This is a genomic window from Gemmobacter lutimaris (assembly GCF_003570715.1).
Taxonomy (GTDB): domain Bacteria; phylum Pseudomonadota; class Alphaproteobacteria; order Rhodobacterales; family Rhodobacteraceae; genus Gemmobacter; species Gemmobacter lutimaris.
Window position 1 is genome coordinate 34,627 of sequence record NZ_QXXQ01000014.1, and the last position, 17,760, is coordinate 52,386.

10 protein-coding genes are annotated in these 17,760 nt (G+C 68.0%); 5 read left to right on the plus strand and 5 right to left on the minus strand.

The features are described 5' to 3' along the window. Positions 1-10 precede the first annotated feature (10 nt). Together D2N39_RS18365 and D2N39_RS18370 are read right to left on the minus strand one after the other, a co-directional pair. Complete coding sequence (locus tag D2N39_RS18365; RefSeq protein WP_119136235.1) at positions 11-1,126, minus strand: hypothetical protein; 1,116 nt, start codon at positions 1,124-1,126, stop codon at positions 11-13. A 119-nt stretch (positions 1,127-1,245) separates the two neighbouring features. Next, positions 1,246-2,172: an NAD-dependent epimerase/dehydratase family protein gene (locus D2N39_RS18370; protein WP_119136236.1), complete on the minus strand. Its 927-nt coding sequence runs from the start codon at positions 2,170-2,172 to the stop codon at positions 1,246-1,248. Between the two features lie 272 nt (positions 2,173-2,444). Here D2N39_RS18370 and D2N39_RS18375 point away from each other — a divergent pair, with 272 nt between their 5' ends. The 5 genes from D2N39_RS18375 to D2N39_RS18395 are packed head-to-tail and all read left to right on the plus strand — an operon-like array spanning position 2,445 to position 12,158. Further along, on the plus strand, positions 2,445-2,930 hold the full coding sequence (locus D2N39_RS18375; RefSeq protein ID WP_119136237.1) for a hypothetical protein: 486 nt from the start codon (positions 2,445-2,447) through the stop codon (positions 2,928-2,930). Next, positions 2,927-5,482, plus strand: a complete 2,556-nt coding sequence (locus tag D2N39_RS18380; RefSeq protein ID WP_119136238.1) for a rhamnan synthesis F family protein — start codon at positions 2,927-2,929, stop codon at positions 5,480-5,482. Before D2N39_RS18375 ends, D2N39_RS18380 begins: the two co-directional genes overlap by 4 nt. A 7-nt stretch (positions 5,483-5,489) precedes the next feature. Next, positions 5,490-6,563 (plus strand): hypothetical protein, encoded by a 1,074-nt coding sequence (locus D2N39_RS18385; RefSeq protein WP_147373515.1) that lies wholly within the window; start codon positions 5,490-5,492, stop codon positions 6,561-6,563. Beyond that, a complete protein-coding gene (locus D2N39_RS18390; RefSeq protein WP_119136240.1) occupies positions 6,560-9,193 on the plus strand; it encodes a sulfotransferase in 2,634 nt (877 codons plus the stop codon). The genes D2N39_RS18385 and D2N39_RS18390 overlap by 4 nt, the downstream gene beginning before the upstream one ends. Positions 9,194-9,242: 49 nt before the next feature. Next, positions 9,243-12,158: a glycosyltransferase gene (locus tag D2N39_RS18395; RefSeq protein ID WP_158589872.1), complete on the plus strand. Its 2,916-nt coding sequence runs from the start codon at positions 9,243-9,245 to the stop codon at positions 12,156-12,158. Between the two features lie 40 nt (positions 12,159-12,198). Here D2N39_RS18395 and D2N39_RS18400 read toward each other — a convergent pair whose 3' ends face one another. From D2N39_RS18400 to D2N39_RS18410, 3 genes are read right to left on the minus strand one after another with little or no spacing between them, the layout of a single operon-like run. After that, entirely contained in the window at positions 12,199-12,993 is a 795-nt protein-coding gene (locus D2N39_RS18400) for a sulfotransferase domain-containing protein (protein WP_119136242.1), read from the minus strand. Further along, positions 12,990-17,219 (minus strand): glycoside hydrolase family 99-like domain-containing protein, encoded by a 4,230-nt coding sequence (locus D2N39_RS18405; protein ID WP_119136243.1) that lies wholly within the window; start codon positions 17,217-17,219, stop codon positions 12,990-12,992. Before D2N39_RS18405 ends, D2N39_RS18400 begins: the two co-directional genes overlap by 4 nt. 7 nt (positions 17,220-17,226) lie before the next feature. Continuing rightward, positions 17,227-17,760 (minus strand): hypothetical protein, encoded by a 534-nt coding sequence (locus D2N39_RS18410; protein WP_119136244.1) that lies wholly within the window; start codon positions 17,758-17,760, stop codon positions 17,227-17,229.

Below are 17,760 nucleotides of genomic sequence, written 5' to 3' on the forward strand. Positions count from 1 at the left end.
CGCCGGGGCGTCAGTCGTCCGCCGGGTCCTCGTCAGACGGATCTTCATCCGTCTGGTCCGGGCTGGCCTGATAGCCCATGCGCATCCGGGTCAGCGCGCTGCGCGCGCCCTTGGGATCGGCGGCGATCAGGGTCGCGGCAAGCTCGGCCATGGCCTCGACCCGGCGCAGTTCGTCGGCGTCGAAATGATCGGCCGGGTTCAGCGACTGCGGCTCGGCCGGGGCCTCGTCCACCGCGCGGTCCAGTTCCTGCTCCATCACCGGGGTCGCGGCGAAGGGGCTGCGGTCAAGGATGCGGGCATCTGCCAGATAGGTCTTGCGGATCTGTGCGGCCATGGCGCGGTCCAGCGCCAGCGGCGTGCTGGCACCCGCCCGCGGCCGGTTCAGCAGCGCCTGCGCCAGCGCCCAGCCCGCCGCATGGCGTTGCAGCCGCGGCAGCTTGCGCAACTGCCGCTGGACATGGCGCAGGAGCACCAGATCCTCCACACAGAGCGCTTCATTGCTGATCCGTTCCGCCGCGATGGTGACGGGCGCATCGGGGCCAAAGGCGGTGCGCGCGAAATCCTGCACCACCGAGCCCCCCGCCAGCAGGTCGCGCCGCAGCGGCCGCAGGTGGAAATCGGCGCCGAAAACCTCGGCCCACATCGCCAGACGCGGGGCGTAGAAGAACTGCTGGTCCTTCACCACCGCCGCGTGAAAGTCGCGCATCCCGCCCTGGAACCAGCCGATCTTCACCCGCTCGGCATAGCTTGACAGGAAGCGCGCGGCATGGGGGCGGACATAGCAGATCACCGCCATCTCGTCGAAAAACGGCAGGAAGAACCGTTCCAGCACCCGCGCGACACCTTCCGGGTCGCTCCATTCGAAATCCTCGGCCGAAAAGACGGCGTGATCATAGCCGCCTTCCGCCAGCTTCTTTTCCAGCGCCGCCAGAACCGGGGGCACCTCCGCCGCCGCATCTGCCTTCAGCCAGGCCTCGAACTGCGCCGGCAGATGGTTGTGTGACAGCGGCGCGGTATAAAGAATGCGCTGCCCCTCGATGCTGACGCTGCCGGTCGAGAAAGCGTCCTGAATGGCGGTCGAACCGGCCTTGTGCTGGCCGATGTGGAAGATGAGCTTCGGCGGCATGAAACGGCTGTGGTCCTGTCCTGCTGCGGGGCGGCCCGGATGGACCACGATTGCGGTCAGGTCGCAACCCTTTTCCGGCCTGCCCGGCCCTTTTTCCGCAAGATGGCGGGAAACCGGCCTCAGCTGCGGCTGCGCACCCAGTCCCAGCTTTCGGCGATCCCCTCGTCCAGACCGATGCGCGGCGCCCATCCCAGCTCCGTGCGGGCGCGGGTGATGTCCAGCACCACGCGCGGCACGTCGAAATTGCGGCCGGGCTTGTAAAGCGGCCGGACCGGCGCCCCGCCCCGCGCCTGCACGATACGGTCGATGCTGGCGACGATCTCGGCGACCGAGGTACCGCTGCCGCTGCCCGCATTGTAGCAGCCCGCCACATCCGACTGCACCGCCCGCACACAGAGATCGGCCAGATCGCGCACATGGATGAAGTCGCGCACCACGCTGCCGTCGCCCCAGACCTCGACCGGCTCGCCGCGGGCGACGCGCCACAGATGCGTGCCGATGATGCCCTGAATGCCGGTATGGCCCTGCCGAGGCCCATAGGGGTTGGAAGCGCGCAGGATCACATGCTGCACCCCGTGCAGCTTGTGTTCCATGTGCAGGTAATTCTCGATGGCGACCTTGACGATCCCGTAGGAGCTGATGGGCCGCAGCGGATGGCTTTCCGCCACCGGGTCGGTTTCGGGCGGGCCATAGACGGTGCCGCCCGAGGACAGATAGACGATCTTCTTCAACCCGGTCGCCCGCATCATTTCCAGCAGGCGGACCATCGACACCAGATTGCCGGTGATATCGGCCACCGGATCAAGGTTGGAGGTCGCCGGAACCGTGGTGCTGGCCAGATGGATGATGGCATCGACACCGCTCATCGCCTCGTAGACCAGCGAAATGTCGCCGATATCGCCCGATACATATTCGACACCGGGCACCGGCTCGCGGAAAAGCTCGGGGCGGCGGTCGTAAACGCGAATCTGGAAGCCCTGCGCAAGCAGACTGTCAACGACATGGGAGCCGATGAAGCCGCAACCTCCGATCAACAGGATTTTCAAATGCGTCTCCCCAGACTGCCTAAAATAATGGAAAAGGAACGAAACGCCCAGGCATCCGATCCGGTTGGATTCGCCTGTTTAACCGTGCCTTTCCGGCTCCGTAATACCCCGGTTGGGGTAAATGGCGCCGCGGCGGAAAAAACTACGACTCGGCCCGGAAATCAAGTAGACGGGCCTCCAGTCACTGTTTATCACCCTTTTGCCGGTGCCGCGAGGGTTTCCCGCCCGGTCATCGGCCCCGACTTCTTGAAGCCGAACAATTTGAGTCACTCATGCTGATCCTGACTTCGGACACCATCGCAGACAACAGCGATACGCTGTCCGCATCCTGGCCGGGACCGCGTGTCCTGATCCTGCGGCCGGACACCGGCCTGTCCCCGGCAGATGTCGAGCGCCTGAACCGCGACTTCATCATCGTCGAACATCTTGAACCGGCCGGCGGCGCGGCGGCATTGCTGTGCGACGCGCTTGGCTGGCTGGCGCCGCTGCTGCGCGAGGCGGACTGGCCGCTGCTCTATCTCGACCATCCGGCCGGGGCGGCCTTCGTCGCCGCAGAGGCGGCAGCCGGACAGAGCCATCCGCATGACCTGCGGGCAGATCTGTCACCGGAGGGGCGGCTGCTGTCGCTGCGTCTGGGCGAGATGATCGCGACCAGCCCGCTGATGCCCGAATTCCTTGCCGTCCTGCGGGGCCGCCCGGTGGAGGATGCCACCTTCGCCGCCCTGCTTCACGACGCTTTCGCTTGGACCTCCGCATGACCGATCTCGACCTGCTGTGGCAGAAATATGCCACCGAAGCCAATGTCTTCCGGGACCGCCCGGATTTCCGGTTCGACCCGGTCCATTACGGCGCGGGCCAGCCCGATCTGCCGCAGGACCCCGAGACGCTCGCCGCGCATTACCGCAGCGCCGGGCGGGCAGAGGGCCGGTCTCCGACTTTCTATGCCCTGCACAAGGCGCAGAAACCCGCGATCGACGCGGTTCTGGCCGATCTGGTGCTGCTGCCCGAACTGGCCGAGGCCATTGCCGCCGGTCAGCCCGATGCCTGCCATCTGGCCTGCGAGTTGATCCGGCTTGGCGATCCGGTCGATGCGGCGATCTCGGATTTCTCGTTGCGGGGCTATCTGATCACCCATCCCGACATCGCCCGTGCGGGGATGGACCCGCTGATGCACTATCTGCTTTACGGTGCGACCGAGGGACGCCGGACGCTGGCGGACCTGCGCAAGACCCAGTATCGCGGCCATCTGGCCTATTCGCCGGCCCGGCCGACCTGCATGATCATGGTGCATGAATTCTCGCGCACCGGGGCGCCGATCGTCGGGCTCGATCTGGTGCGCGAGGCGGCGCTGACCCACAATGTGATCGTGGCCGCGCTGAAGGGCGGCGATCTGCTGGAAGATTTCCGCGACCATGCCTGCGAGGTGATCGTCACCAACCGGCCCCTGATCGACATCCCCTTCTATTTCGGCGAGATCTTTTCGAAGATCGACCTTGCGATCACCAATTCGGTGGAATGCTATGCCTTCGCGCCCTTCCTCGTGGCGCGCGAGATCCCCTTCGCCGCCTATGTGCACGAATATGCGGATTACACCTTCCCGCATTACAAATCGACCTTCACCGCGCTGTTCACCGATCTTCTGGTCTTCTCGACCGAACATGTGCGCGACAGCTGGGCGGGGCGGCTCAGGGACATCGAATTCGATGTGGCGCGCGACACCCATATCCTGCCGCAGCGCGATTTCATCATCGGCGGTGTCGATGCCGAAACCCATGCGGCCGCGCGGGCCCGGCTGTCGGCCCTGGTCGGGCGCGACCTGTCGCAGGTGCGGCTGGTCTGCGGCGCGGGCCATCTGCAATGGCGCAAGGGCACCGACATCTTCGCCATGACCGCCAGCATCTGCCGGCGGCGCGACCCCGAGACCGTCTTTCTGTGGATCGGCGACGGGCTGAATGCCGAAGACACCCATTTCGGCGCCTGGATGGGCTATCACCTGCGCCAGATCGGGGCGGACCTGCCCGACAGCAACCTGTTCCTGCTGCCCGCCGGCCCGGCCTATCCCGATGTCATGGCAGCCTCGGATGCGATGTTCGTCTCGTCGCGGCTCGATCCGCTGCCCAATGTCGTCTTCGACGCGCTGGACCGGGGCTGCCGCATCGTGCAGTTCGAGGGCGCCACCGGCTTCAACGATCCGCTCTATCGCGCCTCGGATCACTTCACCGCGGTCGGTTATGCCGATCCCGAAGCGGCCGCCACCGCGCTGCTGGCCCTGCCCCGCAAGCAGCCCGCCGCCGAAATCCCGGAAGCGCCGCCGCGCCCGCAGCTCTTTGCCGCGATCTGCGACGCGCTGCGGACCCGGCTGAAGGCACAGCGCTATTTCCTGCGCGGGGCTTCCGAAATCGACGTGCCGATGCTGTTCACCAGCGCGCCGGAGGATCGCCCGCTGCGCATCCGCGAACGCGAAAAGATGCTGCGCTACGGCCGCCGTCTGGTCTGGCGCGATCTGGCCGAGGTGCAGCACAGTCTGGACCGTTCGGACAACTGGATCCACCGCCAGTGCCGGCTTGCCCCCTATGGTGTGGCCGAAGCGGCGGAGGTGCCCGATTTTTCGATGCATATCCACGCCTTCTATACCGACGAACTGGGCGAGGATCTGGCACGCTACCGGGCCTATCATGCCGCCCGGCGGATCGTGGTGACCACCGATACCGAGAAGAAGGCCGACGAGATCCGCACCACCATGCGCGCCGAGGGGCTGGAGCCCGAGATCGTGCTGGTGAAGAACCGCGGCCGCGACATCCTGCCCTTCATGGAACTGTTCCACGAAGGCGGCGCGGCGGGCGAGGACGAAATCTGGTGCCACCTGCATCAGAAGAAATCGCTCAACACCACCTCGACCGGCGACATCTGGCGCAGCTTCCTGATGCGGATCCTGCTGGGCGACGAAACCGGCCTGTCGGATGCGCTGACCCGGATCGGTGATCCCGGCACCGGGCTGGTCTCGCCCTTCGATCCCTATTACATCCCGTGGAATGCCGCGCGCGGGCTGCTGCCGAAATTCGCCTCCCGCCTGCCGGGACCGATGCCCGAGAACCCGCTGCTCTTCCCGGTCGGCAACATGTTCTGGGTCCGCCGCCCGGTGGTTCTGGCGATGAATGCGGTCTTCGGACCGGAATACCCCTGGCCGAACGAGCCGATCGCCAATGACGGCACGGAATTCCACCTGATCGAACGGCTCTGGCCCGCGATGGCGACCCATCTGGGGCTCGACTCGGTCTTCGTGCACAAGCTGGACCAGAAAAGGACCTGAGCCCGTGGTGAAGCTTGTTGTTCATATCGGTCACGGCAAGACCGGCTCGACCTCGATCCAGCAAAGCCTGCTGGCGGCCCGGCCTGCCCTCGCCACCCAGGGCGTGCATTATCTGGGCCTGATGCTGGAACATGCGCAGAATGCGCCGCGCCCGGCCTGGCAGATCATGTCCGGCTCGAACCAGTTCTTCGACGGAACGGACCCGGCCACCGCCAATGCCGAACTGCTGGCGGTGCTGGAAAGCGAACTGGCCCGGCTGGACCGCGCGGGCGTGGCGCGCGCGATCTGGAGCAACGAATGGCTGCTTGAACGCTCGCGCTCGGTCCTGCCTGCGCTGTGCGACCTCAAGCGCCGCGGCCAGGCGATCGAGATCCAGTGCTATGTGCGCCGCCATGACAAATGGGCGCAAAGCGCCTATGCGCAATGGGGGCTGAAGCACAAATCCTACGCCGGCCCGATCCGCGATTTCGCCAGCTGGCTGCCGGTCTTCGGCGACCGCGAATTCCGCTTTGCCCCGGCGCTGGCCATCTGGGAAGCCGCCTTCGGCCCCGATCTGCGGGTATTCAACTTCGATGCCGCCGGGGATGTGGTGCAGCATTTCCTTGCCGCCAACGGCCTGCACGATGTTGAAAGCATCACCGAGAATGTCTCGCCCGATCCGGCGATCACCGCCGCCCAGACGGTGTTCAACACCATGCGGCGCGATCAGGTGCTGCCCACGGCTTTCGACGGGGTGCAGAACATGCTGCGCCGCCATGACCAGACCGGCGGGGCGCCGCTGCCGCCGATCGACCGCCTGATGCCCTCGGCCGGGGTGCTGCACGATCTGGTGCGCGACCGTGCGGCGGATATTGCGCAGATCGACGCGATGCTGGCGCGTTCGGGCGAGCCGCCGCTGGCCTTCGACAGCCCGCCCCGCCAGACCCTGCATCCCTCCCCTTGGGAAATGGACCAGCTGATGCTGAAGCTGATTTTCGCCCTGACCGCCGAACTCGGCGGGCTGCGTCATCAGGTGGCAACGCTGCAAAAGCAGCTTGCCGATCAGACAACACCCCCGAAGACGGATGGTGCCCGGCCATGAAGACCGCCCGCAAGACCAAACCGCGCCGCGCCGATGCCGCCCGCCCGTCCGGGGCCGGACGCTCTGCCCTGATCGTGCTGGGCATGCACAGATCCGGCACCTCGGCCCTGGCCGGGGTTCTGGGGCAGATGGGCTGCGACCTGCCGCAGGATCTGATGGAGCCGGCACCGATGAATGCGAAAGGGTTCTTCGAATCCAACCGCATCACCGGCCTGAACGAAGAGCTGCTGGCCTCGGCGGGCTTCACCTGGTATTCCGTGCCGCGCTTTCCGGCGGACTGGTTCGCCTCGCCCAAGGCGGGCGAATTCGCGCTCCGCGCGCAGGAGGTGCTGCGCGACGAATTCGGCCAGTCGCATCTTTTCGTGATGAAGGACCCGCGGATCTGCCGCCTGCTGCCGTTCTGGCATGATGCGCTGGAAACCGCAGACTGCCGCCCGCTGCATGTCTGCACCCACCGTCATCCGCTGGATGTTGCCGCCTCGCTGACCCGCTGGGCCAATTACGAGCCGGGATACGGGCTGGTGCTGTGGCTGCGGCATGTGCTGGATGCCGAGGCGGAAAGCCGGGGCCGGGCACGGGTGTTCACCTCCTATGACCGGCTGCTGACCGACTGGACGCAGGAGATCGGCCGCATCGGGCAGGGGCTGGGGCTGAAATGGCCCCGCAGCCCGGAAACGGCCGCCCCGGCGGTCGCCGGTTTCCTGTCGAACGAATTGCGCCATTTCAACCAGACGGCCGATGCCGACCGCCGCGGGCAGGTGTTGCCCGACTGGGTGGCCGAGGCGCATGCCATTCTGGATCGCTGGGCGGTGACGGGCGAGGATGCGGCCGATCATCCCGTGCTGGACCGCATCCGGGACGGGCTCGATGCGGCCAGCCCCTCTTTCGTGCCGATCGTGCGCCGCAGTCAGGAATTGCGGCTGGAAGGGCAAAACCGGCAGCAGAGTGTCGAGCGTCTGTCCGACGAGGCCCGCAACGCCCGGCAGGAGGCGGCCAGCCATGCCGCCAATCACCGCACCGAACAGAAGACCCGGGCCGCCGCAGAGGCCCGCGCAAAGGAGCTGGCGCAGGCCCTGGACGAGATCCGCGCCAGTGCCGAAAGCCATGCCGCCAATCACCGCGCCGAACAGCAGGCCCGCGCCGCGGCAGAGGCCCGCGTGAAGGATCTGGCGCAGGCCCTGGACGAGGCCCGCGCCAGTGCCGAAAGCCAGGCGGCCAGTCTCCGCGCCGCACAGCAGGCCCGCACCGCGGCGGAAAGCCGTGCGAATGACCTTGCCCGCGCGCTGGACGAAGCCCATGCCACGGCCGACAGCCATGCCGCCAACCATCGCGCCGAGCAGCAGGCCCGTGCCGCAGCGGAGGCACGCGCGAATGACCTCGCCACTGCCCTGACCGAAGCCCGCGCCAGTGCGGGCAGCCATGCCGCCAACCATCGTGCCGAACAACAGGCCCGGGCCGCAGCGGAGGCACGCGCGAATGACCTCGCCGCGGCCCTGGCCGAAGCCCGCGCCAGTGCCGACAGCCATGCCGCCAACCATCGTGCCGAACAGCTGACCCGGGCCGCCGCAGAGGCCGGTGCCGAAGCCCTGACCGCGCGGATCGCCGAAATGCAGCAGATGGCAGAGCTTCAGGCCGCCGAGGTGCAGGCCGGGCAGGACCGGGCCGAAGCGCTGCAGGCTCGGCAGGAGGCGCTGGAGGCGGAACTGTCCCGCAGCGAGGAGACCCGCAGCCAGCAGGAACAGGATCTGCACCGGCTGCAAAGCATGCTGCTTCAGCGCAGCCAGGAGATTGACGACATGCAGCGCCAGCATCTGGAAGACCAGACCCGGATCGCCACCATGGAGGCGACCCTTGGCCAGTTGCGTCAGGCACATGCCGATCTCGACCGCCGCGCCCGCCGCAGCGCCGGGCATCTGGACCAGATGAGCCGCCGGGTCGCGGCCGCAATGCGGCGCGACCTTCTGGCCCGGCTGGACGGATCGGCCACGCCCGCTGCCGCTGCCGAGACCCCGGTCGAGCTCCCCGCCCCCGACCCTGCCCTGACCGAGGCCGCACAGGCGGCGATCCGTTCGGAATACGAGGCGCGGCTGACCGAAGCCGCCGTGGCCCAGAACCGGCTGGCCGGAGCCAGTGCCGCGCTGGAAGCCGAGCTGGCGGCCCGTGATGCCGCGTTGCGGGCCGCCGAGGCCCGCCATGCCGCCGACATGGCCCGGCTGGAAGCCGAAGTCCGGCAGCTTCAGGCCGGAACCGATACAACCAGCGGTCTGAAACAGGAACTGACCCGTCTGCGCGAGGCCCATGCCGAAGCGCAGAAGACCGGCAAGGCCGAGACCGACCGCCTGCGCAAGCAGGCCCGCGACGCCACCGCCGAAATCCGCCGACTGGCGGCGCAGATGTCGCAGCAGGCGGTCGAGCTGGAGGAAAGCCGTGCCGCTGCCGAGGCGCGGATCGCCGAAAGCGTGGCCGAGGCCGAGGCGCTGCGTCAGGCTGGCCACGAGGAGCGCGAGGCGCTGCTGGCGCGGATGCGCGAGATCGAGGCCGACAATGCCGCCCTGCGCGACAGCACCTCCTGGCGTGTCACCGCCCCGCTGCGCAAGCTTTCGCTGGCGGTGCGGCGGCGGCAGGACTGACCCCTCGCCCCCGCAGGCGCCGCACAAAGACAAAGGACCGATTGGCCCCATGACCCGGACCCAGGCGGATGCAGACCGCATCACGGCAAGCGCGTTCTTCGATGCCGAATGGTATATCGGTCAGCATCCCGATCTGCGCAGGCCCGGCGCACTGGGGCCGGCCGCGCATTACCTGCGCATCGGCTGGCGGCTGGGCCGTGATCCGGGGCCGGAATTCTCGACCCGGGCCTATCTGGAAGCCTATGGCGACCACATTCCGCCCGACGTCAATCCGCTGCTGCATTTTCTGGACGAGGGAGAGGCCGCGGGCCTGTCGCCCCTGCGCCGCACGGATCGCCATGCGCTGATCCTCCAGCTTGCGGCGGAGGACATGACGCCCGGGCGGATCGCAGCGCTGGCCCGGCATGCGGCGCTGTATCCGCCGCGCACGGATCGCTTCCTGCTCTGCCCGGCGGAGACCCCCGCCCCGACCCTGGCCGCCTTCCCCGGCGTGCAGCGCATCGACCTGCCCCCCGGCGCCGGGGATGCCGCCCTGACCGGGCTGGAAGCGCTTGCCGAAGCCGTGGATCTTGCCGCCTATGGCCTGTTCTGCCGGATCGGCCCGCCGCTGACCGCCCCGGACGGGACCCCCGTGCCGGATGCGGCGGCGACCCTGGCGGACGCCCTGCCCGATGCCGAAACCATCGCCGCCACGATTGCCGATTTCCGCGCCGATCGCGGCCTGAAGCTGGGCGGGTCGGTTGCCCCCCTTCCCGCCACGCGGGCGGCGGCACGGGCGGCCTGTCTCGACCTGCTGCGCGCCGGTTGCTTCTGGTTCCGGCCCGGCCTGATCGCCCGTCTGGCCCGGACCGAGGATATCGCCGACCCGGCCGAACGCCTTCTGGCCGCTGCGGGCAATGGCATCGGCGTCCGGTTCCGGCAAGCCGGTCAGATCCGGCGGTCCCGGATCGAGCAGGACCGCCCGCAGGGGCAGGCGCCGGACGGGCTGCGCGGCAATCTCGACCTGCCCACAGGTGCCACGCTGCGGGGCTGGCTTGCGCTTCAGGGCGACACCGCCCCGCGCCGCGCCCGGCTGAGCATCGGCAGTTGCGAGATCGAGGTCACCGCAGGCAGCTTCCGCGACGATCTGCTGCGCAACGGCATCAATGCGGGCTGGCACGGCTTTCAGGTGCAGGTCCCCATGTCCGAGCGCGACGGGCAGCCCCGCGATGTCGTGCTGCGCGATGCCGAAACCGGCCGGGTCGTGGCGCGCCGTCAGGCCAGCTGGCGCAAGCCCAAACCGGAATATGCCGATTTTCAGGGCTTTCTGCGCCATCGCATGACCCAGCCGCTGATCGAAGGGCCCTTCGCAGAAGAGGACAAGCGCTGTTTCGCGGTGATGGAGGGGATCGCCAACCGCTTCTGCGCCCGGGCCGCCGCCCTGGAGGCGCCGCCGCTGGTTTCGGTCGTCATGCCGGTCTTCAACCGCGAGGCCATTCTGGCCGAGGCCATCGCCTCGGTCCTTGCGCAGGACTATCCGCATTTCGAACTGATCGTGGTCGATGACGGCAGCAGCGACGGCAGCGTCGCGGTGGCCGAAGGCTTTGCCGATCCGCGGCTGCGGCTGATCCGCCTGCCGGAAAACCGCGGGCAGACCGTGGCGCGCAATACCGGGCTGGCGGCCGCGCAGGGCACGCTTCTGGCCTTTCTTGACAGCGACAACCAGTGGGACAGCCGCTATCTGGGCGCGATGGTCGGCGCCTTCGACAGCCTGCCCGCCGCCGATGCGATCTATTCGGGCATGCTGCTTTATCGCGGCACGGAACCCGATCCCTTCGCGGTGCGCTACGGCCACTTCAACCGCGCCCTGCTGGAAAACAAGAATTACATCGACACCAATGTGATCGCGCTGCGCCGCCGCGCACTGGGGCCGGGGGCCGCCTTCTTCGACGAGACGCTGCGCCGCTATCCCGATTACGATGCGATCCTGCGCTTTTCCGAAACCGGGCGGCTGGTCTCGGTGCCGGTGCTGTTGTGCCACTATTTCTATGACAAGGCCGAGAATGCCATGACCAGCGACCCGCGCCATGCGGGCGACATGGCGGTGATCCGGGCGCGGCTGGCCGAACGGCAGGCGGCGCAACGCGCCGCAGCCGACCGCGCCGGGCTGGAACGGCCGGTCACCGTGGTCATTCCGAACTGGCAATCCCCCGAGGATCTGCGTGACTGTCTGGCCGCACTGGCCGCACGCGACTGGCAGGGCCTGCTGGAAATCGTGGTGGCCGACAACGGCTCGGACGAGGCGGTGCTGGAGCCGCTGCGCGCCGGGGCGGCCGCCGGGCGGCTCCGGCTGATCGAAAGCGGCCGCAACTACGGCTTCACCCATGCCGCCAATCTGGGGATCGCCGCTGCCCGGCCGGGCAGCGACATCCTGCTGCTGAACAATGATGCCATCGTGCAGGGCGGCGCGATCCAGGCACTGCAACGCGCGGCGCTGACCCTGCCCTCGGCGGGGATGACCGTGCCGCGCCAGATCCTGCCCGGCAAGACCAAGACCATCGCCGATCATGTGCCCTTCGCCAATCCGGGGCTGGATTGCGACGTGAACATCTCGGCCCATCACCGCAATCTCGCGGATGTGCCGGTCTTTCACGATGGCGGGGCGCTGGAACTGGGCTTTGCGCCCTTCTTCGCGGTCTATATCCGTCACGAGGTTCTGGCGGAACTGGGCCCGCTGGATGCGGAATATGGCCGCCATTACCGGTCGGACCGGGTCTTCTGCGACATGATGCGCAGCCTGACCGGGCTGAAGCTCTATTATGTGCCGGAGGCGCATGTGATCCACAAGCTGCAACAGGCCACAGACCGGCTGCGCGGCAAGGACGGGCGCAATGCGGAATTCGAACTGATGTTCCGCCGCAACCAGTGGGATGCCGAAACCGCCGCCGAACTGGGGTTCCGCGCCGCACCCTGGGACACGTTCTGAGGAACATGTTCCGGGCCGAGGAACACGTTCCGGCGCCGGCCTAGCGGATTTCCGCAAAGGCCGCCGCGATCCGGCCGGCATCGCGCCATTCCGGCAGGGCCCGTCCGGTCATGGCCTCGACAAAGGCAATATCGGCCTCGAACAGCGCGACCAGCCGGTTGATCGTTCCGGCATCGAAGCCGGGAATGGCCTCGACCTGCTGGCGCGTCATGTTCGAGCGGATGTTGTTGAAAGGCTGGCGAAACGGAAATTCCGCATAGGCCGCTTCGGGAAAATCCAGATCCAGCCCCGCCAGCACCTGCCGCAGCAAGCGGCGCGGACGCAGGGCCAGATCGTCGAACAGATGGACAGAGAACCGGCCGGGATCGAACGGCTGCGTCCAGGCCCGCCAGTGCCGCGCATAATGGCTCAGTTCCAGCAGGCCCTGGGCAGGTGGCGCCTCGAAGATCGAGACCGCCTCGCTAAGCCGCCCGTAGACATAATTGTGACGCCATCCCGCCAGGGCGCGTTCAACCGGGTTGCGCAGGATCAGCACGATGCGCAGATCCGTGCCCAGCCAGCCGGCGATCCGTTCCGCCACCTGACTGCGCCCTGAACCGTCGCGGTCGCTGGAAAAGTAATGCGGCGTCGCCTCGCCAAGATAGCGCACCGCGCCCGCATCGGCGAAATTTTCCAGATATTCCGCGAAATCCTGCGCCGTCAGCCCCTGACGGTTGAAGAAGTTCAGCTCTTTCCGGGCCGCCATGAAGATCTCGGGATGCCGCGCCAGCATCCGGTAGAGGCTGGAGGTTCCGCTTTTCTGGGCCCCCGCGATCAGCAGGTTCGGCCGTCTCATTGCGCCGCCCGTTCCGCCGCCGCCCGCAGGGCCGCCATCTCCGGCCCGGCAAAAGCCGCCTTCACCCGCTTGGCGTAATCGGGGTAGCGTTTCGTCACCACATCCACCCCGGCCTTCACCAGCGCGGTCTTCTCGCCTTTGAAGCTGGCGGTGCGGATGTGATAGACGAAGGACCAGGGCGAGATCAGGTTGACCCAGCCCGCCGTCAGGCCGCGCATGCAGAAATCATTCTCCTCGCCATAGCCGCGCGGGAAGCCCTCTTCATCGAACAGCCCGCATTCCTCCATCATCGCCCGGCGGATGTAGACGCAGAAGCCCGAGCCGGTGGGCACCTCGGGCGGCGTGCAGTCGCGCGTGGCCTGGGTGATCAGCAGCGCGTAATCCTCATGCGTCAGATGCGCGGGGCGGGGGCAGTATTCGTTGAACCTCGGGAAAGAGAAGGCCCCGGCATTGTCGCTCATCGCCGTCACCGTGCCGACCTTCGCCCGGCTGTAGGCCGCGCTGCGCAAGCCCTCCAGCCAGCGCGGTGTCACCACGGTATCGGAATTGAGCAACACCACATCGTCGCCGCCCGCCTCGCGGATGCCGCGGTTGATGGTCCTAGTATAGCCGATGTTCGGCTCGTTCTTCAGGAGGGTCACGCCCGGCGTGCCCTCGAATTCGGCCAGCATCGGGGCGACCGCCGGATCGGGGCTGCCATCGTCGATCACCAGAAGCCGGTCGCGGGTCAGGTCGGTGTGCTTCAGCACCGAACGGAGGCAGTCGCGCACCTCCTCCGGGGCATTGTAGACCGGAACGATGACCGTGGTGCGGGCGGGCGGCAGGCCCACGGCGCGCGCGGCGGTGGGTGCGGCGGTGGGGGCGGCCTCGCCCGCCCCTGCCCCCGCCCCTGTTCCGGTCATCGGCCGGTTCAGGATCGCGCCATAGCCTTCGGCAAGGCGCGCGCGCAGGTTGTCCTGCCCGAAATGGCGGCTGACGAAGGCACGGCCCGCCTCGCCCATCCGGACGATCAGGCTGTCCTCCGCGCACAGGCGCACCACCGCATCGACCACGCCGTCCAGATCGCGGTAAGGCACCAGAAGGCCGGTTTCCTCGTGCTGCACCAGTTCGGACAGCGCCCCCCAGTCATAGGCGATGACCGGACGCCGCGCCGCCATGCCCTCGGCCACGGTGCGCCCGAAGCTTTCGGCAAAGCGTGACAGGTTCATCAGCACATCAAGCTGCGCCATCGCGGTGCGCGGATGATCGGCATAGCCCGCGATGACCAGATTGGCCGGGCGGGTGCCGGCCTTCACCTCGTCGCGCCAGCGTTTCACCTGATCGTTCACCGGGCCCACGATGACGAACTGCGCCCGCGGCGCCCGTTCGGCGGCCCGGCGCGCCACCTCGACGAAATCGGTCACGCCCTTCTGCGGGATATTGGAACTGACGATGCCGAAACGGATCATGGGTCCCGCCGTGATTTCCATGTCGAAATCCGACGGGGTCACGGCATTGGGCACATAAAGCGTCCGGCCCGGCCGCGAGAACAGCTTTTCGGTGGCGCGGCTGTTGGCGATCACCCAGTCCGAACGGGCATGGACCCGGCCGAGGATCTCCGAGACGCCCAGCCCGATCTTCTCGCGCAGCGCATCGTCCAGCGAGATCAGCTCGCGCGTATGGGTCACCCGGATGCGCCGCATCCGCGCCGCCGCCGCCAGCGGCTCCAGCAGCACGATCGTATTGGCATGGACCACATCCACCGCATGCCGGGCGAGGATGTCGGCAAAAGTGGTGGTCAGCCAGCCCTGGCTGTCGCGGTCGTCCTTCCACTGCGGATAGGGAAAGGCATGAACCCCCAGCGCGCGGGCGCAGATCGCCGCCAGATAGGCGGCATTGCGGTCCGAGGGCAGCGTCACCACCACATTCAGCGGCAGTTCCGCCAGCGCCTCCAGCACGTCAAGCAGGCTGCGCTCGCCGCCGAACAGGTGGTGGCCCGAGATATGGGCGCAGAGCATGACCGTCGGCCAGTCGGGGTTGCGGATGCGCGCGCCCGGATGCCAGACCGGCGGCGCCAGCGCTTTCGCATCGGGATTGCCCAGCCGCTCCAGCGCCGTGGTGCCGCGCGGCAGGGCAGCGACACCTGCGGGCAGAACCGGGGTGGTGACGCCGGGTGTGGCCGCCACCGCCGAGGCGAGAGCCGTCAGATAGCCGCGCCCCCAGCGCTGGTCGGGTTCCAGATAGGTCCCCTCGGCCCATTCGTTCCAGGCATTGAGAAAGACGAGCGACTCGTCCTTGCCGTTCAGCCGCTGCTCCTGTTCCAGAATGCCCTGCATCCAGCGGCGGAAGCCGTAGGGCGTGGCACCGTGGAAGATGCGCGCCTCGGTCAGGCGGCGGGCGGTATTATCCCAGCCCAGCATGGCACCGCGATGCACCGGCCAGCCGTAGCCCTGACCGAATGTTTCCAGATCGCCCTCGACCACTGCGGTATAATCGAAGATCTGGCCCCGGAAATCCGGCGCCAGATCCGGCATCCTGTCGCGCAGATCGACCCGCGCCGCCTCATGCGGGGGGAACAGCACATAGCTGTCGAGCCCGTGATCCCCTGGCCCGCCCTGAAGCGTTTCCAGCCCGAAGCGCACGGCGCAAAGATGGATCTCGCCCAGGCCCGCCTTGCGGCATTCCTCGCGCCAGGCTGCGGCGGTTTCCAGCCAGTTCGGGATGATCGAGATCCGGTAGACCATCATCACCGGCCTGCCCTCGTGGCGGATCCAGCGCGGGTCTTTCATCATGGGGATCAATTCGCGGATCAGCGCGAGATTGCTCTCCATCGTATAGGTCTGTTCCATCAGGACATGGCGGTTCTGCCCGTCCCAGTTGCGCGACCAGTTCTCATTGGCCCAGCAGACGCAGAATCCGGTGTCGATGCGGGTCGAGCGTGCCATCTGCTCGACCGGATGGTTCAGCAGCTTCCTGCCGTCGAACCAGTAATAGTAATAGCAGAAGCCATGGATGCCGAAGGCGCTGGCAAGTCTGGCCTGCGCCACCTGGGTTTCCTCCAGCCGCAGGTCGTAATAACCCAGTTCGGTGGGCACACGCGGCTGGTCATGACCCGGAAACATCGGCCGCGCCCGTGTCACATTGGCCCATTCGGTAAAGCCCTTGCCCCACCACAGGTCATTTTCCGGGATCGGGTGGAACTGCGGCAGGTAGAAGGCCACGGCCTTGACCGTGCGCGCCTTCGCGGCGGGCCGCGCCACGGGGCTGCCCCGCAGATCAAGCCCCGCCTCCCGCGCCAGCAGGGCCAGCGCGGCCAGCACCGTGCCGCGATCCGGCATTTCGGCACCGGCAGGCGGGAAGGCCCGCGCCAGACCGCGCAGCAGCAGGGGTTTCAGCCAGATTTCCGCGCCGCGCGGCACCGTCAGCCCGCCTTCGGGCGGCCGCAGCCCCAGAGTGGCCGCCAATACCTGCCGGACCGGGGCTGTGCCCTGCTCTGCGGCAGGCTCCGTTTCCGCGCCGATCCCCCAGCCGGGATCTTCTGCAAAACCGGACAGGTCGGAGCCCCCGCCCTCGCCGGGAGAGAGCCACAGCAGCGCCGCGTAATCGTCAAGCACCTGCGTCTGCACCAGCGACAGGAATTCCGCCGCCGCCCCCGGCGCATCGGCCGGGCCGGTTTCGGTGACCGAAAGGGTTTCGGGCACATGCACCGCGCCTTCCGGCTCGACCACGCCCAGCAGGAACAGGTCATGCGCGATGCCCAGCCGCGCCAGCCGCGCCAGCACCATCTCCCATGCCGCCTCGTCGGCGACATTGGCCACCACGGCAACCGGGGCCAGCGGCCGCAGGCTGCGCAACAGGAACGCGGCCCGGCCATCCCGGAACAGCGGCCCCCTGCGCCCAGGGCCGGAGGCGACCGGATCGGGGGCCAGATCAGGGACCGGAACCGCAGCGGCCGGGGTCTCCCTGACCCCGCAGGGACTGAGCCCCCGTGCCCGCCCGATCCTGAGGTAATGCAGCAACGGCGGCAGGCCGGTGGCTTCCGCCTCGGGCAGTTGCGCCAGATAATGCCGGCTGTCGAAGCCCGGCCCCGGATCGCGGCCGATCTTCATGCCGACCCGCACGAAATGCGCCAGCGGCGGAATGCCCGACACCGCGACATCCCGATAGGTCTTCAGATACCAGTCCCGGTCGAACAGGCCCGAGCCTTTCACCTCGTCCGAAACGCTCATCTGTTCCTTGCCCGGCATGTCCGGCTTACCGCTTCCACAGCCGGGCCAGACCGCGCAGCGGTGCCGTGATCCGCCAGGAACTGCTGTGCAGCAGCGCCTCGATCCGCGCCTCCGCCTCGGCCAGACGCCGGGCGCAGGCCGCCTCGGCCTCCTGTGCCGCCAGCAGGTCGCGCCGCGCCGCAGCCGCAGCCTGCCCGGCCTCATGCGCGGCGGCGTTGCGGCGCTTCAGCGCCTCTTCCTTGTCGAAGACCAGCCGGGCAAGACGGGCCAGATCCTGCGCCTGCCCGTCGCTTTCGGCATTCAGCTCGGCCACCCGGCGGCGCAGGCTGGAAAGCGCACGGCGATATTCCTCGGGGGCCTGTGCCGTGCCGGTCTCCTCGGGGATTTCGCGCGCCGCCGCGAGATCGTGCTCCAGCGCGGCACAGCGGGCCTCGGCACGGTCCAGCAGACTGGCCAGATCGGCAAGCTCCTGCGCCTGCCGCCGGGTTTCGGCGGTCAGCGCGGCGATCCGGTCCTGCGCAGCCGTCCCGGCCACGGGCGCCGCATCCTGTTTCGCCAT

Excerpts from the sequence above, each read along its gene's own strand:
- D2N39_RS18365 (WP_119136235.1), bottom strand. The coding sequence starts at position 1,126 with ATGCCGCCGAAGCTCATCTTCCACATCGGCCAGCACAAGGCCGGTTCG.
- D2N39_RS18375 (WP_119136237.1), top strand. The coding sequence starts at position 2,445 with ATGCTGATCCTGACTTCGGACACCATCGCAGACAACAGCGATACGCTG.
- D2N39_RS18380 (WP_119136238.1), top strand. The coding sequence starts at position 2,927 with ATGACCGATCTCGACCTGCTGTGGCAGAAATATGCCACCGAAGCCAAT.
- D2N39_RS18390 (WP_119136240.1), top strand. The coding sequence starts at position 6,560 with ATGAAGACCGCCCGCAAGACCAAACCGCGCCGCGCCGATGCCGCCCGC.
- D2N39_RS18395 (WP_158589872.1), top strand. The coding sequence starts at position 9,243 with ATGACCCGGACCCAGGCGGATGCAGACCGCATCACGGCAAGCGCGTTC.
- D2N39_RS18400 (WP_119136242.1), bottom strand. The coding sequence starts at position 12,993 with ATGAGACGGCCGAACCTGCTGATCGCGGGGGCCCAGAAAAGCGGAACC.
- D2N39_RS18405 (WP_119136243.1), bottom strand. The coding sequence starts at position 17,219 with ATGCCGGGCAAGGAACAGATGAGCGTTTCGGACGAGGTGAAAGGCTCG.
- D2N39_RS18410 (WP_119136244.1), bottom strand. The coding sequence starts at position 17,760 with ATGGCGAAACAGGATGCGGCGCCCGTGGCCGGGACGGCTGCGCAGGAC.